The organism is Mycobacterium sp. pUA109 (assembly GCF_041287095.1).
Classification (GTDB): Bacteria; Actinomycetota; Actinomycetes; order Mycobacteriales; family Mycobacteriaceae; genus Mycobacterium.
The window spans coordinates 1-15747 of sequence record NZ_JBGGKS010000007.1; the positions used below are offsets into that span (position 1 = coordinate 1).

Consider the following 15747-nt stretch of genomic DNA (forward strand, 5'->3'; position numbering starts at 1 on the left):
TTTGCTGCCCTGCTTCCGAAACGCCATCGAACAACACCCCTAAACCAATCAGGTGTTGCAGCGACCGCTTGAGCCCAAGTCGAAATCCACGACCCTGGCCGCAATCTCAAGCCAGAGACGCCGACGGTTCTGGCGACAACAACATCAACGTATCGTCGGCGTCGGAGGTGAGGCGCAATCGCCAGCGAGTGCGCTTCAGCTGATTGAAGATTCGCATCGCCTGTGACCGGACGGGCATCTCATCGTCGCCGCGGGACTCGATCGTCACCATGTAGGGCCAGGTACCGACGTCGACCGCCCGACCACGCGAACGCCTGGTGTATCTCATAATATGAGATAACTATCTTGGATAACGGGAAATGCTGGTAGCGTCCTAGTCATGTCGCCACCGAAATACACCCACGGCCACCACGAATCGGTGCTGCGCTCACACCGGGCGCGCACGGCGCAAAACTCCGCCGCCTACCTGCTGCCGTCGCTGCGGCCCGGACTGCAGCTGCTCGACGTCGGCTGCGGACCGGGCACCATCACCGCCGACCTGGCCGCGCTGGTGGACCCCGGTCGGGTGACCGCCATCGAGCCGGTCACCGAGGCGCTGGATCTGGCCCGCGAATACGCCCAGCAGAAAGGCCAACACAACATCGACTTCGTCGTCGCCGACGTGCACGCATTGCAGTTCGACGACAACAGCTTTGACGTGGTGCACGCCCATCAGGTGCTGCAGCATGTCGCCGATCCGGTGCAAGCGCTGTCCGAGATGCGCCGGGTGTGCAAACCCGGTGGTGTGGTGGCCGCCCGTGACAGCGACTACGCGGCGTTCACCTGGTATCCGGCCTCGGCGGAGTTGGACGACTGGCTGCGGCTCTACCGCGACGCCGCCCGGGCCAACGGCGGCGAACCCGACGCGGGCCGGCATCTGGTGGCCTGGGCGCACGCAGCCGGATTCACCGACGTCACCCCGACGGCCTGCGCGTCGTGTTTCGCGACCCCCGCCGACCGCGAGCACTGGGGCGGGATGTGGGCCGACCGGATTCTGCAGTCCGCCATCGCCGACCAGTTGCTCACCAGCGGCGCCGCCGACCAGGCCAAGCTGCAGGCGATTTCACAGGCGTGGCGGGACTGGGCCGATCAGCCCGACGGCTGGCTCGCGCTGCTGCACAGCCAGATCCTCTGTCGGGTTTAGATCATCCGCTGCGGCGGGGTGGAGCGGGCCACCAGCCCCGGGTCGCTGGTGACCACGTCGCCGAGCACCTCATCGATGCGGGCCAGCAGCTCCGCCGGGATGCGCACCCCGGCGGCCTTGACGTTCTCGGCCACCTGCTCGGGGCGCGACGCGCCCACCAACGCCGCGGCCACATTGTCGTTCTGCAGCACCCACGCGATCGCCAGCTGCGCCGTCGTCAGCCCCAATTCCTCGGCGACGGGCCGCAATTGCTGCACCCGCGTCAACACGTCGTCGGTCATGAACCGCTTGATGAAGTTCGCGCCGCCCTTGTCGTCGGTGGCGCGCGACCCGGCCGGCGGCGGCTTCCCGGGCAGGTATTTGCCGGACAGCACGCCCTGGGCCATCGGGGACCAGACGATCTGGCTGAGCCCGAGAGCCTCACAGGTGGGGATGACGTCGGGCTCGATGATCCGCCACAGCATCGAGTACTGCGGCTGGCTGGAGATCAGCGACACACCGAGTTGGCTCGCCAGCCCGTGGGCGGCGCGGATCTGCTCGGCGCTCCACTCGCTGACCCCGATGTAGAGCGCCTTGCCGGCCCGCACCACATCGGCGAAGGCCTGCATGGTCTCCTCCAGCGGGGTGAAGGCGTCATAGCGATGCGCCTGGTACAGGTCGACGTAGTCGGTGCCCAGCCGCCGCAGCGACCCGTTGATGGCTTCCATGATGTGTTTACGGGACAGCCCGGTGTCGTTTTTGCCCTTGGGGTCGGGGCCGGTCGGAAAGTACACCTTGGTGAAGATCTCCAGCGACTCGCGGCGCTGACCGGCCAGCGCGGCCCCGAGCACCTGTTCGGCGGCGCCGTTGGCGTAGACGTCGGCGGTGTCGAACGTGGTGATGCCGGCATCCAGCGCGGCGTGCACACACGCGGTGGCGACGTCGTTTTCCACCTGGGAGCCGTGGGTGAGCCAGTTGCCGTAGGTGATCTCGGAGATTTGTAAGCCGGAGTTACCGAGGTAGCGAAATTCCATGCCCCCCATATTGGCGCAGTAAGCTCGGGCCATGAGCAAGAAGGTGGATCTGGCCCGGCTGGCGGACACCCTGCGCGAATACGGGTTCGCCTACGTGATCAGCGTCGATGACCGCTACACCGCGCACACCGCGGCGGTCACCCCGCAGCTCAACGACGGTGTGCTGCACGTCGGGGCGGTCGGGCGACACACCCGGGCGAACGTGGAAGCCCACCCCGACGTCACCCTGTTGTGGCCCCCGCAGGTGCCGGGCGGCTACTCACTGATCGTGGATGGGCACGCCACCGGCACCGACCCGCTGACGGTGGCCCCCACCCGCGCGGTGCTGCACCGGCCGGTGACGGTGGACTCGCCGCCGAGCACCTGCAGCCCGGCCTACGACTGCGTGGACCTGGCCACCCAGGCCTAAGCGCTGAGCGTGTCGAACAGGGTGGCCAGCTGCCCCGGTGACACCGACACCCCGCACTGATTGCGCAGGTTGCTCAGCGGCTTGGCGATATTCTGCAAATCGGACAGCTCGTTGAGGTGGCCGGCGAAGTAGCCGCGCACCGAGTTCCGGGCCTCATCGGGCGCCTGCCCGACCGCATTGGTCAGCACCGTGTTGGCCTCCGGGTGGTTGCCCAGGTAACCGCCGGCGTCGCTGAGCACACCGCTGGCCGTGGACGCCAGCCCGGCCGCGGTGCACGGATCGGGCGCGGCGCCGGCCGGCCGCGACACCACCACACCCCCCAGCACACCGACGGCAGCCAGGCTGATCGCGAGGGGCCACCTTGCAGAGATTTTCATAACGGTCGGTCCTTTCGGGGTTGGCGTGACGCTTGCAGCCACGTTAGCCGCGCAGCGGCACCGGCAGGCCCGCCACCATCAGCACCACGGTGTCGCTCTGCGCGGCGATGCGCGCGTTGACCACGCCGAGCAGGTCACGAAACAGCCGGCCCGACGCGTTGGCCGGCACCACCCCGCTGCCGACCTCGTTGCTGACCGCCACCGCCGGCACCGCACACTCCCGCCACGCCGCGACCAGCTCTTCAATGTCGGCGTGCACCGCGGCCAACCCGGCACCGTCCCACGCCCGGTGCAGGTCGATGCGGGCGGTCAGCCAGGTGCCCAGGCAATCCAGCAGCACCGGGGTGTCGGGGGCTTGCAAGTGCGTTGCCACGTCGGTGGTTTCCACGGTGCGCCACGACGGTGGCCGCCGCGCCCGGTGCAGCCGCACCCGGTCGGCCCATTCGGTGTCGCCGTCCCGAATGCCGCCGGTGGCCAGGTAGGTCACCGCGGTCTCGGCGGCTAACACCGTCTCGGCATACGCCGACTTGCCCGAGCGCACCCCGCCAAGCACCAGGGTGCGCCCGGCGGGGGCGCGGGTAGCTCGGGTCGCGCCGGCGCGCACCGCCTCCCCGTCGCGTCCGGGGCGGGCCCCCCACCGCCGCAGCGTCCGCGCCAGCTCGGCGACCGGTGGGTTGTGGTGGCTCAGGTGGACCGCGACGACGTCGGTGCCGTCGACCACCGCGCCGGATTGCCGCAACCGGGCCAGCGTGGCCGCGAAGGTCGGCAGGTCGTGGTGGTCGGTGCCGTGGTCGGTGTAGTCGCCGAAGGTCTCCTCCAGGAACACCGCGTCGAACCGGGCGCCGGCGATGGCGGCGTGGGTGGGCTCCGGCAGCGGCCCGGTGTCGGTGGCCCACAGGATGCGGCCGTCGGCGGCGGCGAGGTCGTAGAGCACGGCATCGGGGCCGTGGGCCGCCGCCAGCGTCCGCACCCGGTGGTCGCCGGTCAGCGCCACCTCGTCGCCGGGTACGACCGCGCGGAAGGTGACCGGATCGTCGGGGCCGACCCAGTCGCGGCACTGCTGCAGGGCGGCCGGCGGGCCGAGCACCTGCAGCGGCCGGGCGGGCCCGGTCCAGTGCCGCATCAGCAGGGCCGCGGGCCCGACATGGTCGAAGTGACCGTGGGTGAACAGGATATGGCGCACCTCGGCCAGCGACCGGCCGGCGCGCACCGCCGCCCGCGGGGCCTCCGGGCCGCAATCCAGCAGCACGGTGTCGTCGATCAGGGCGGCGGTCTGGCCGCGGATCTCGCCGGCGGTCGCCGCCGCGCGGCACGACGCGCACCGGCAGAACGGGCTGGGCCAGCCGTCGGCGCTGCCGGTGCCCAGCAGCACGATCTCCATGGTTCCTCCGGCGTTCACTCTGCGCTCACCAAGCAGTCCACTCGTACTTTTGCCTGGTACGCGCAGAATCAACGTAAACGACAAAGGCCCGGCCTGCCGAAGCAGACCGGGCCTTGCCGTGGAAAGGACTTAGAAGTCCATGCCGCCCATGCCGCCGGTCGGGTCGCCCGCCGGAGCGGCCGCCTTCTCCGGCTTGTCGGCGACGACCGCCTCGGTGGTCAGGAACAACGCCGCGATGGACGCCGCGTTCTGCAGCGCCGAACGGGTGACCTTGACCGGGTCGGCGACGCCGGCCTTCAGCAGGTCCTCGTACTCACCGGTCGCGGCGTTCAGGCCCTGGCCAGCCGGCAGGTTGCGCACCTTCTCGGCCACCACACCGGGCTCCAGCCCGGAGTTGAACGCGATCTGCTTGAGCGGGGCTTCCAGCGCCACCTTGACGATGTTGGCACCGGTGGCCTCGTCACCGGACAGCTTCAGCTCGTCCAACGACGGGGCAGCCTGCAGCAGCGTCACGCCACCACCGGCGACGATGCCCTCCTCGACGGCGGCCTTGGCGTTGCGCACCGCGTCCTCGATGCGGTGCTTGCGCTCCTTGAGCTCCACCTCGGTGGCAGCCCCGGCCTTGATCACCGCGACACCGCCGGCCAGCTTGGCCAGCCGCTCCTGCAGCTTCTCCCGGTCGTAATCGGAGTCGCTGTTCTCGATCTCGGCACGGATCTGGGCCACCCGACCGGCGATGGCGTCGGAGTCACCGGCGCCCTCGACGATGGTGGTCTCGTCCTTGGTGACGACGACCTTGCGGGCCTTACCCAGCAGCGCGACGTCGGCGTTCTCCAGCGACAGGCCGACCTCTTCGCTGATGACCTGGCCACCGGTCAGGATCGCCATGTCCTGCAGCATCGCCTTGCGGCGGTCACCGAAGCCGGGGGCCTTGACCGCCACCGACTTGAAGGTGCCGCGAATCTTGTTGACGACCAGGGTGCTCAAAGCCTCGCCCTCGACGTCCTCGGCGATGATCAGCAGCGGCTTGCTGGCCTGGATGACCTTCTCCAGCAGCGGCAGCAGGTCCTTGACGGTGGACACCTTGGAGCTGACCAGCAGGATGTAGGGGTCCTCCAGGACGGCTTCCTGGCGCTCGGCGTCGGTGACGAAGTAGCCCGAGATGTAGCCCTTGTCGAAGCGCATACCCTCGGTGAGCTCCAGCTGCAGACCGAAGGTGTTGGACTCCTCGACGGTGATGACACCCTCGTTGCCGACCTTGTCCATCGCCTCGGCGATCAGGTCACCGATCGACTGGTCACCGGCGGAGATGGCCGCGGTGGCAGCGATCTGCTCCTTGGTCTCGACCTCCTTGGCACCCTTGAGCAGGGTCTCGGCGACCTTGTCGACGGCCTGCTCGATACCGCGCTTCAGGGCCAACGGGTTGGCGCCCGCCGCCACGTTGCGCAGACCCTCCCGGACCAGCGCCTGCGCCAGCACGGTGGCCGTGGTGGTGCCGTCACCGGCGACGTCGTCGGTCTTCTTGGCGACCTCTTTGACCAGCTCGGCGCCGATCTTCTCGTACGGGTCCTCCAGCTCGATCTCCTTGGCGATGGACACACCATCGTTGGTGATCGTGGGGGCGCCCCACTTCTTCTCCAGGACGACGTTGCGACCCTTGGGCCCCAACGTCACCTTTACCGCGTCGGCGAGGCTGTTCAGGCCCCGCTCGAGGCCGCGACGGGCCTCTTCGTCGTACGCAATTGTCTTGGCCATTGCGAAGTGATTCCTCCGGTTAGGGGGTGACACGTTCTGGGCCGGGTGCAGTGCCCGCGACGGACGACCAAGGCTGTGCGGGCCTGGTCTCACCGTCCCGACCTAGCACTCGCCGGTCGCGAGTGCCAAGGTCCTTCTTAGCACTCGCCTATGCCGAGTGCAAGAAGGGCTAAGGCCTACTTGATCCCCACAAACGACTGTCCACAGTTGACCACCAGCGCACCCGGAACGGTGGCCAGCTCGGGGACGCCGCTGGTGTGCTTCTGGCATGGGAACGGAAAGGTGCGGGTCTTGCCGGCCGCGTCGATGGCCCGCAGCGCCGGCGCGCCCGCCGCTTGCCCGGAGGAGGCGCCCTGTTCGTCGGGCAGGAACGTCGCCCACTGCGCCCCCATCCGGGTGAACAGCTCCGCCGGCGACGACCCGCCGCGTGGCACCACCACCCCGGTCGGGATGGTGGCGCCGGAATCGAGGTCCAGGATCGAGACCGGCAAGTAGTCCGCTTGCTGCAGGTAGTCCACCAGCACCACGGCATGCGCGTCGAGGAACGCCGCCATCGACCCGGCGGGGATCCGGCTCACCACCTTCTGCGAACCGGTCTCGATCACCAGCGGGGTGTCGCCGCCGCTGACCAGCGCCAACCCGGCCCGCGCGTCGTCCAGGCGCACAAAGCCCGCGTCGGATCCGGGTGCGGGTTTGGTGATGGCGCCGCGCTGCTGACCGGTCTGCGGGTCCACCACGGCGGCCACCACTCCGGGTGGGTCGTCGCAGCCGCTGATGAGCACCGCGGCGTCCACGACGAAGGCACCCGCGCGGCAGTGGGTGCGAAACGTCTTGGTCCACAACATGTCGCCGGTGCGCGGCGCCAGCGCAACCCAATTGCTGCGGGCCGCCTCCACCGGTTGGGCGACCAGCAGCACCGCCGGCGAGATCCCGGCGACGGCGCGCTCGGCCTCGGGCGCCAGCAGACCGGTCTTGACCCACAGCGGGGTGCCGGTGGTCGCGTCCAGGCCGATGAGCAGATTCGGCCACGGGAACTTCCCGTAGTAGCTGGCCTGCACGACGACGACGCTGTCCGGCCCGGTGCCGGTCGAGTACAGCCCGCTGACCGAGATGTTGGGCGGGCCGAACGACCAGCGACGTTGCCCGGTGGCGCCGTCGTAGCCGTCGATGACATCGCTGGAGTAATCGCGGGCGCGCACCGTCGCGAACCCGGCCCCCGCCGGCACCAGCGTGGCGCCGCCGCCGGTGTCGACCCGGTAGGCCACCGCGCCGGTGAGTTCCGGTGTCGGCGGTGCGTCGATGCGGCTGGCGGTCTGGCTGTCCAGCGGCGAATGCGCCCGGCCCCCGACGACCCCGGCGACCACGACGACGACGGCCGCCACCGCCGCGGTCACCGCCCAGCCCGAACGCAGCGCCGCGCCGTCCACTGAAGCGGCCGCGCTGACCACGGCCAGCACGATCACCGCCAGGCATGCGCACATCCAGGCCTCTTGGGCGACCGTGGTGACCGGCACCGACCGCAATCCCAGCTGCGCGCCGGCGGCCCGCTCGAACAGATCCCTGGTGGAGCCGTGCCGCAGCGCCAGCAACCCGGCCACGGCCAGCGCCAGCAGCGCCGCCGCGATATAGCGGGCGCGCCGCTCCAGCGCGCCGAGCCGACGCACCACCAGGTAGCCGCCGGCAAGGACGGTGCTGATCGCCACCACGATCGTGGTGCGCACCAGCATCGCGGTGACGTCGCCGCGGTCGGTGACAAACGGTTGATCCGGGGTGCGGCGCAGCCACGCGTAGCCCAGGCAGCCCACCGCCGCCAGGATCAGCCCGCTCAGCAGGCCCAGCGCGCCCTGGAAGAGCCACCGTCCTGCGGCCGGGCCGCTGTCGTCCTGCGTCTCATCACCGTTCGCATTCACTTGGCGAGAATACGAAACGGCCGCCGCAGGCGCTGTGGCAAAGTCCCCGGTTCAGGGCAGGTCGAGCAACTCCTCGTAGAACCCGCCGAAGCCGCGCACCGGGTCGACCAGGTGCACCTCGAGGATCCAGTGACAGGTCAGCCCGGAACGGTCCCGGCGGCGCATCGGCTTGTCCGATCCCGGCGTGATGTACCACTGCGCGCCGTCCCCGGCGATCTTCTTGTGCGGAAACTGCCCGACCAGATGCCCGGCGATGGGGCTGCCCCACTCGTAACCTTCGGCCCGGGCCATCCCGACCATATGGTCGTACAGTTGCGCGCCGGTGACCTCGGGGTGGTCGGTGAAGTAATCGCGTCCGGCGCCCCAGACCCGCGGTAACGCATCACGGACCGCCAGCTTGGCTGGGTCGTCGCCCAGCACGAAGGTGCGACCGAAGTCGGCTTCCCACGCCTCGAAGATCGGCCCGAAGTCGCAGAACACGATGTCGTCGGCGGCGATCACCCGATCGGGCGGGTTCTCTGGGAACGGTTGCAGGGTGTTCTCCCCCGCCCGCACCACACGCTTGTGCCAATGCCCCGACACCCCGAACATCCGGGTGGCCAGGTCGTGGATCGCGTCGGACAGCTCCCGTTCGCCGATACCGGCGCGCAGCATATGTCGGCGGTCGACCTCGTCGAACAGCCGCGCCGCCTTATCCTGAGCGTCCAGCAGCCTTTGCACCCGGATGTTCTCCTGCGCGACGAGCTGCTGCACAGCAACGATGCTACGGCCGCAACGAAGCCGACCACCCTGCGTCGGTGCTGATGCTGTTTGCTCCTGGCGCCCCGCGCGAGGCGTACTTTGAGGGTTTTGCCGCGCTGGCAGACCTGACCGACGAGGAACGTCGGGACTGGTTCATCGCCCACGACAACTTCTTCGTCCAGTAGTTTGCACCCCGCTTCCTGCGGAAATGCGAAGTCGGATGTCCTTGCCCTAGACTGCATCTCGATCAGGGAGGAGTCTCGGGTGCGGGCAGATGAAGCGCCCAGCACCCGAGCGTTGCGGGGCTGGCAACGGAAAGCGCTGGTGCGCTATCTGACCAGCAAACCGCGCGATTTTCTGCTGGTCGCCACCCCCGGCGCTGGTAAGACGACGTTTGCGCTGCGCATCGCGGCCGAACTGCTGAATGACCGCACCGTGGACGCCATCACCGTGGTGGTGCCCACCGAGCACCTCAAAGTGCAGTGGGCGCTGGCCGCCGCCGGCATGGGCATCGCCCTGGATCCGCGGTTTTCCAACTCCAGCGCGCAAACCTCGGCGGAGTACCACGGCGTCGTCGTCACCTACGCACAGGTGGCCAGCCACCCGACCCGGCACCGGGTGCGCACCGAGGGCCGGCGCACGCTGGTGATCTTCGACGAGATCCACCACGGCGGCGACGCGAAAAGCTGGGGCGAGGCAATCCGGGAGGCGTACGGCGACGCGACCCGTCGACTCGCGCTGACCGGCACCCCGTTCCGCAGTGACGACAGCCCGATCCCGTTCGTCAATTACGAACCGGACGAGAACGGGCTGCTGCGTTCGAAGGCCGACCACACCTACGGGTACACCGAGGCGCTGGCCGACGGGGTGGTCCGCCCGGTGGTGTTCTTGGCTTATTCCGGGGAGGCGCGCTGGCGGGACAGCGCCGGGGAGGAACACGCCGCCCGGCTCGGCGAGCCGTTGACCGCCGAACAGACCGCCCGTGCCTGGCGCACCGCGTTGAACCCGGCCGGCGAATGGATGCCGGCGGTGATCCTCGCCGCCGACACCCGGTTGCGGCAGAAGCGCCAACATGTGCCCGACGCCGGCGGCATGGTCATCGCCTCGGACCAGACCGCTGCCCGCGCCTACGGGAAGTTGCTCACCACCATCACCGGCGAGGAGCCGACGGTGGTGCTGTCCGACGACCCCGGCTCCTCGGATCGCATCAGCGCGTTCTCCGCCGGCACCAGCCGATGGCTGGTCGCGGTGCGGATGGTGTCCGAGGGGGTCGACGTGCCGCGGCTGGCGGTGGGGGTGTACGCCACCAGCGCCTCGACGCCGCTGTTTTTCGCCCAGGCCATCGGCCGGTTCGTCCGGTCCCGCCGGCCCGGCGAGACGGCCAGCATCTTTCTGCCGTCGGTGCCCAACCTGCTGCTGTTGGCCAGTGAGATGGAGGCGCAGCGCAATCACGTGCTCGGCAAGCCGCACCGGGAGTCCGACGGCGAGGAGGAGTACGTCGAGCGGCGCAAGTCCGAGCCCGGCGAACTCGACAACGGCTTCGAATCGCTGGGTGCGGACGCCGAGCTGGATCAGGTGATCTTCGACGGGTCGTCGTTCGGCACCGCCACCCCCGCCGGCAGCGACGAAGAAGCCGACTATCTGGGCATCCCGGGCCTGCTGGACGCCAACCAGATGCGGGATTTGCTGCGGCGCAGGCAAGAAGAGCAGCTGTCCGCCCGCACCGCGGCGGCCGCCGACGGCACCGTGCCCGAACCGGTGACCCGGCACGGCCAATTGCGGGAGCTGCGCCGCGAACTCAACGCCCTGGTGTCGGCCGCACACCACCGGACCGGCAAGCCGCACGGCTGGATTCACAATGAACTGCGCCGGATCTGCGGCGGCCCGCCGGTGGCGGCGGCCACCAGTGAGCAGCTGCAGGCCCGCATCGAGGCCATCCGGCAGCTGTAAACGTCGGGCGGCGTTGTGCTTAACTGCGGTTCATGAGTTCTCGGTGTCGACCTGTGGTGCTGTGGATCGCGGCGTTGGTCAATGTGCTCGCGCTGGCGGGCTGTGGCGCCCACCACAATGGCGCCGCCAGCAGCAACAAAGCCCCGGAGCCGTCAACGACCACCACCACGCCCGAAGGACCGCGGGCGGGGTCGGGTGCGTTGCCGGAGGGCTTTCCCGCCGACGTCCCGGTGGTCAAGGGCACCGTCGCCGGCAAGTACGTCGACATTCCCGGATCGAGCGGCGGCAAGGTCTGGAACTTGACCGTGACCGGCATCGACGCCGCCGCCTACGATGAAGCGGATCGGCTGCTGGTCGAGGGAGGGTTCGCCCGCGCCGAACCGGGCGAGTCCGAGCCGTCGTGGTCGCGGCATCCCTGCGATCGCGAATCGCAGTTCACCAAGGACACCGCCGACGGCGGCTCCTACGTCGTGCATCTGTGCGGGCGGCAACCCGAACCCGGGTATCAGCTGGAATACGACGTGAACGTCTACCCCAAGGTGGACTGGCAGCTGCCGTCGCTCCCCCAGGTGCCGGGGGGCCCACAGCCGCCGTCGGTCCCCCAGGTTCCGGCGGGCCCGCAGCCACCGTCGGTCCCCCAGGTGCCGGTGGGCCCGCAGCCGCCCGGCTGAGGGCATCGCGCGGCCCGACTCGTCGTTGCGACTGCGCTGAGGGTTGCGATTTCGCGAAATCCACGACCCTGGATGCAATCTCAGCGGCGTGGAAGCCGCGGAAGCCGGGCGGAAGCCGCGGCTCGCCACAAACCAGCTACCGGACCGCCCAGCGGCTGTCGGCCACCCACGGCGAGGCCTGCGCCGCCACCGCCCAGGCCTGCGCGGCCGGGATGTCCACCACCTGGTAGGCCTTGACCCCCGCGGCGGTGGCGGCCACTAACGTCGCCACCCCGGCGCGGCGCTGAAACCAGCTCTGCCGCACCGTCCAGGCGATGATCCCGGCGGTGGCGATGCAGTCGCGGCGACGCTGCAGGCTGCCGGTGCGCGCCACCAGCCAGTCGGCGTCGACCCGATGCCCCAAGGCCCGCACCCGGTCGGCGGCCAGCAGCGCGGCGCCCACCGTGATCAGACCCCACACAAGCCAGACCCACCCCGGCGCGGCGAGCACCGCCAGCAGCACCCCGGCGGCCAGTGGCAGCACCAGCGCCCGGGTCCAGCGCCGCCGCGCGGCCGCCGGTCCGTGGCCGACCAGCTTGCCGCGGACCACCGCCGTATCGCCGACGAGCCCGGTCAGCACCGCGGCGGCGGTGTCGGCCGGGCAGGGCGGCAGCAGCACCGAGGATTCTCCGACCCCGCCGACCCCGGTCATCACCGCGTCCAGCCGGGCGCCGCCCAGCGCCCGCACCAGCAGCGGCTCGCGCAGCGTCCCGCCGCGCAGCCGGGCCATGTCGTAGGTGTGTTCGCGCACCCGCAGCAGGCCGTGCCGCAGTTGCAGCACGTCGGCGCGCCGGGACAGCACCAGGTTGCCGTAGGTCAGCAGCGAACGCAGCACCGCCAACACCACCGAGGCCACCAGCACCACGACCGCGAGCACCGTCACGGTGGCCGCCACCCCGGCCCGTTCCGCGGTGCCCAACCCGGCCTGCCCCAGCCGGGATTGCTGCAGTGCGGCGCCGACACCGCTTTGGTACACCAGACCGACCGCGGCACCGATTGTCACCAGACCCGACAGGCTCAGCGGGCTGTACCGCAGCCACGACGGCCGCCACCGGGCCAGCACCACCGCCGGGACGGCAGCGGGGCCGGACACGGCGCCGGCGGGCTCCGCCGACCCGGCCAACAGCGTGGCCCGCAACCGCGGCACCTGGTCGGCTTCCACCGCGTCCAGCTCGAAAACGTTGTCGCCCTTGGCTTCTTGACCGGTGCTGACCCGCAACACGGTCAGCCCCAGCAGCCGGTGCAGCGGCCGCGCGTCGGTGGTCACCGACCGGATCCGGTTGCGCGGCACCGACAGCACCTTGCGCTGCAGCACCCCGGAGCGCAGCTGCACCTGGCCCGAGTCCAGGTCGTCGTCGATGCGGTAGCTGGTGGTGAACCAGCGCGCCACCCCCAGCGCGGCGGTGACCGCCAGCGCCGCCAACGTCCACAGCGGGTTGCCGGTGGTCGAACCCAGCACCACCGCGCCGACCAGCAGCGGCAGCTGACGCAGCATTTCGTGCACCGGATGCACCAGCAGCATCCGGGGACTCAGCCGCTGCCAGGCCAGGCCGGGGTGCGCCGGGGCGGTCGGCGGCCTAGTCATGCCGGCTCACGTGGCGTCCTCGGCGCCGATCGCGGCGATATCGGTGAGCTGCGCGACGACCCGGTCGGCGACGTCGCTGTCCAGCGCGACGATGCGCACCGCCCCCGCCGACGACGCCGTCGTCACGGTGACGTTGGCCAGCCCGAACATCCGATCCAGCGGTCCGCGGTAGGTGTCGACGGTCTGCACCCGGGAGATCGGGGCGATGCGGCGCTCCTGGACCAGCCACCCGGTGCGGGTGTACACCGCCAGCGGGCTGATCTCCCAGCGGTGCACCCGATACCGCCACAGCGGCGCCACCACCACCGACACCGCCAGGCCCAGCCCGGTGGCCGCCAGCACCAGCGCGTGCAGCCACACCAGCCGGCCGTCTAGCACCGCCCACAGCAGTTGCCCGACCAGCAGCAGCAGCCAGGGCACCGCCCCACCCAACGCCCACACCAGCGGCGCCTTGCGGCTGGGCGGATGCGCGGGATCGGCCAGGGTCATGCCGTCGCCGTCGTCTGCCATGCCATCGAGGATGGCGTAGCCGCCGTCACATGTCATCACGCCGCGCAGACGCCGTGAGTATCGTCTTTCGGCATGGACTCCCACGGCAACTGGACCGCGGCCGACGTGCCGGAGCAGACCGGGCGGGTTGCGGTCGTCACCGGCGCCAACACCGGAATCGGGTACCACGCGGCGGCGGTGCTGGCCGACCGCGGCGCACACGTGGTGCTGGCGGTGCGCAACCTGGACAAGGGCAACGCCGCCGCGGCCCGGATCCGGGACGCCAGCCCGAACGCGGACGTCACCGTGCAGCAGCTCGACTTGAGCTCGCTGGATTCGGTGCGCGCGGCGGCCACGGCGCTGGGCGAGGCCCACCCGCGCATCGACTTGCTGATTAACAACGCCGGGGTGATGTACACCCCCAAGCAGACCACCGCCGACGGCTTCGAGCTGCAGTTCGGCACCAACCATCTGGGCCACTTCGCGCTGACCGGGCTGCTGCTCGATCGGCTGCTGGGGGTGGCGGGCTCCCGGGTGGTGACGGTCAGCAGCATGGCGCACCGCATCCTGGCCGCCATCCATTTCGACGATCTGCAGTGGGAGCACGGCTACAACCGGGTGGCCGCCTACGGGCAGTCCAAGCTGGCCAACCTGTTGTTCACCTACGAGTTGCAGCGCCGGCTGACGGCCAACAGCAGGCCGACCGTCGCGGTGGCCGCCCACCCCGGCACCTCCAACACCGAATTGACCCGCAACCTGCCGGCGTTCCTGCGTCCGGCCGAAAGGCTGTTCGCGCCAATCGTTTTCCAGAACGCCCGGATGGGTGCGCTGCCCACGCTGCGGGCCGCCACCGATCCGGCGGTGACCGGCGGCCAGTACTACGGTCCCGACGGCTTGGGTGAGCAGCGCGGCCACCCCAAGCTGGTGGGCTCCAGCAAGCAGTCCCGCGACGCGGAGCTGCAACGCCGCCTGTGGCAGGTGTCCGAGGAGCTGACCGGCGTCACGTTTCCGGTGTAAGCCGATAATGGCGGCATGCGTCCGGTCGAGGAACATCAACGCGTCGTTGCCCACCTGATCACCGCGCGGCCGCCGGCCACGGTGCCGCTGGACCAGGCCGAGGGCCTGGTGCTGGCCGCCGATGTGACCGCGGCCGTGTCGCTGCCGGTGTTCGACAACTCCGCGATGGACGGCTACGCGGTGCGCGCCGCCGACGTCGCGTCGGCCACCGCCGAGGACCCGGTCAAACTCCCAGTGGCCGAGGATATTCCGGCCGGCCGCACCGACATTCCCACGCTGGCCCCGGGCACCGCGCACCGGATCATGACCGGTGCCCCGGTCCCGGTGGGCGCCGACGCGATCGTCCCGGTGGAGGCCACCGACGGCGGCACCGCCACCGTCGCGATCCGCGCCGCCAGCGAGCCGGGCCGGCACGTCCGTCCCGCCGGCGAGGACGTCGCCGCCGGGGCCACCGTGCTGCGCGCCGGCCAGCTGGCCACCCCGGCGGTGGTCGGCCTGGCCGCGGCGCTGGGCCAGTCCGAGCTGACCGTGATCCCCCGGCAGCGGGTGCTGGTGATCTCCACCGGTACCGAGTTGGTGGCGCCCGGCACCCCGCTGCAGCCCGGCCAGATCTACGAGTCGAACGCGGTCATGCTGGCCGCCGCGGTCCGCGAGGCGGGCGCCACCGTGGTGGCCGCGGCGAAGGTCAGCGACAACGTCGACGAGTTCGCCGCGGTGCTGGACCGCCACGCCGCCGACGCCGACCTGATCATCACCAGCGGCGGGGTCAGCGCCGGGGCCTACGAGGTGGTCAAGGACGTCTTCGGCCGCGCCGGCGACCAGGGGGTGGAGTTCGTCCAGGTGGCGATGCAGCCCGGGCGCCCCCAAGGCGCCGGGCGGGTCGCCGACACGGCCATTGTCACGCTGCCCGGCAACCCGGTCAGCGCGCTGGTGTCCTTCGAGGTGTTCATCCGTCCGCCGTTGCGCAGGGCCATGGGCCTGCCCACCCCGGAACGGACCCACCACACCGCGGTGCTGGCCGAGCCGCTGACCTCGCCGCGGGGCAAGCGCCAGTTCCGGCGCGGCCTGCTGGACACCGCCGCCGGCACGGTGACCAGTTACGGGCCGCCGGCGTCGCACCATCTGCGCTGGCTGGCGTCGTCGAACTGCCTGTTGGACATCCCCGAGGACGTGGTGGAGATGGCGGCCGGTTCCCCACTACACGTCTGGGATCTCCGGTAGGCGTCC

The 15747-nt window shown here is 70.6% G+C and carries 14 protein-coding genes and 1 pseudogene; 7 read left to right on the forward strand and 8 right to left on the reverse strand.

The window, feature by feature from the left end:
* Positions 1 to 379 precede the first annotated feature (379 nt).
* Positions 380 to 1183, forward strand: a complete 804-nt coding sequence (locus ACAG26_RS09880; protein ID WP_370481693.1) for a class I SAM-dependent methyltransferase — start codon at positions 380 to 382, stop codon at positions 1181 to 1183.
* Here ACAG26_RS09880 and ACAG26_RS09885 read toward each other — a convergent pair.
* The gene (locus ACAG26_RS09885; RefSeq protein ID WP_370481696.1) at positions 1180 to 2196 is read right to left on the reverse strand and encodes an aldo/keto reductase family protein; all 1017 of its coding nucleotides are present in this window, start codon (positions 2194 to 2196) and stop codon (positions 1180 to 1182) included. The two genes, ACAG26_RS09880 and ACAG26_RS09885, sit on opposite strands and share 4 nt — an antisense overlap.
* A gap of 31 nt (positions 2197 to 2227) precedes the next feature.
* Between ACAG26_RS09885 and ACAG26_RS09890 the strand changes: the two genes are divergently transcribed.
* Positions 2228 to 2605: a pyridoxamine 5'-phosphate oxidase family protein gene (locus ACAG26_RS09890; protein WP_370481698.1), complete on the forward strand. Its 378-nt coding sequence runs from the start codon at positions 2228 to 2230 to the stop codon at positions 2603 to 2605.
* On the opposite strand, the gene ACAG26_RS09895 is transcribed toward ACAG26_RS09890, so the two are convergent.
* From ACAG26_RS09895 to ACAG26_RS09915, 5 genes are all read right to left on the reverse strand, one after another.
* A complete protein-coding gene (locus ACAG26_RS09895; protein ID WP_370481700.1) occupies positions 2602 to 2982 on the reverse strand; it encodes a heme-binding protein in 381 nt (126 codons plus the stop codon). The genes ACAG26_RS09890 and ACAG26_RS09895 overlap by 4 nt on opposite strands.
* A gap of 43 nt (positions 2983 to 3025) precedes the next feature.
* A complete protein-coding gene (locus ACAG26_RS09900; protein ID WP_370481702.1) occupies positions 3026 to 4363 on the reverse strand; it encodes a bifunctional adenosylcobinamide kinase/adenosylcobinamide-phosphate guanylyltransferase in 1338 nt (445 codons plus the stop codon).
* A 129-nt stretch (positions 4364 to 4492) separates the two neighbouring features.
* Positions 4493 to 6118 (reverse strand): chaperonin GroEL, encoded by a 1626-nt coding sequence (groL, locus tag ACAG26_RS09905; RefSeq protein WP_370481704.1) that lies wholly within the window; start codon positions 6116 to 6118, stop codon positions 4493 to 4495.
* Between the two features lie 176 nt (positions 6119 to 6294).
* A complete protein-coding gene (locus tag ACAG26_RS09910; protein ID WP_370481705.1) occupies positions 6295 to 8028 on the reverse strand; it encodes a hypothetical protein in 1734 nt (577 codons plus the stop codon).
* A gap of 51 nt (positions 8029 to 8079) precedes the next feature.
* Positions 8080 to 8781, reverse strand: a complete 702-nt coding sequence (locus ACAG26_RS09915) for a M24 family metallopeptidase (RefSeq protein WP_370481706.1) — start codon at positions 8779 to 8781, stop codon at positions 8080 to 8082.
* A gap of 17 nt (positions 8782 to 8798) precedes the next feature.
* Between ACAG26_RS09915 and ACAG26_RS09920 the strand changes: the two are divergent.
* From ACAG26_RS09920 to ACAG26_RS09930, 3 genes and pseudogenes are all read left to right on the forward strand, one after another.
* Positions 8799 to 8954 (forward strand): annotated as a pseudogene (locus ACAG26_RS09920) (cupin); the annotation flags it as partial.
* 79 nt (positions 8955 to 9033) lie between these two features.
* On the forward strand, positions 9034 to 10719 hold the full coding sequence (locus ACAG26_RS09925) for a DEAD/DEAH box helicase (protein WP_370481707.1): 1686 nt from the start codon (positions 9034 to 9036) through the stop codon (positions 10717 to 10719).
* A gap of 53 nt (positions 10720 to 10772) precedes the next feature.
* Positions 10773 to 11390 (forward strand): hypothetical protein, encoded by a 618-nt coding sequence (locus tag ACAG26_RS09930; protein ID WP_370481709.1) that lies wholly within the window; start codon positions 10773 to 10775, stop codon positions 11388 to 11390.
* 136 nt (positions 11391 to 11526) lie between these two features.
* Here the strand turns inward: ACAG26_RS09930 and ACAG26_RS09935 are convergent, their stop codons facing one another.
* Positions 11527 to 13014: a PH domain-containing protein gene (locus ACAG26_RS09935; protein WP_370481710.1), complete on the reverse strand. Its 1488-nt coding sequence runs from the start codon at positions 13012 to 13014 to the stop codon at positions 11527 to 11529.
* A 6-nt stretch (positions 13015 to 13020) separates the two neighbouring features.
* Positions 13021 to 13503, reverse strand: a complete 483-nt coding sequence (locus tag ACAG26_RS09940) for a PH domain-containing protein (RefSeq protein ID WP_370482076.1) — start codon at positions 13501 to 13503, stop codon at positions 13021 to 13023.
* Positions 13504 to 13596: 93 nt separating this feature from the next.
* On the opposite strand from ACAG26_RS09940, the gene ACAG26_RS09945 reads away from it, so the two are divergent.
* Together ACAG26_RS09945 and glp are read left to right on the forward strand one after the other, a co-directional pair.
* A complete protein-coding gene (locus ACAG26_RS09945; RefSeq protein ID WP_370481712.1) occupies positions 13597 to 14520 on the forward strand; it encodes an SDR family NAD(P)-dependent oxidoreductase in 924 nt (307 codons plus the stop codon).
* 15 nt (positions 14521 to 14535) lie between these two features.
* A complete protein-coding gene (gene glp / locus ACAG26_RS09950) occupies positions 14536 to 15741 on the forward strand; it encodes a gephyrin-like molybdotransferase Glp (RefSeq protein WP_370481714.1) in 1206 nt (401 codons plus the stop codon).
* The last annotated feature ends 6 nt before the right edge of the window (positions 15742 to 15747 follow it).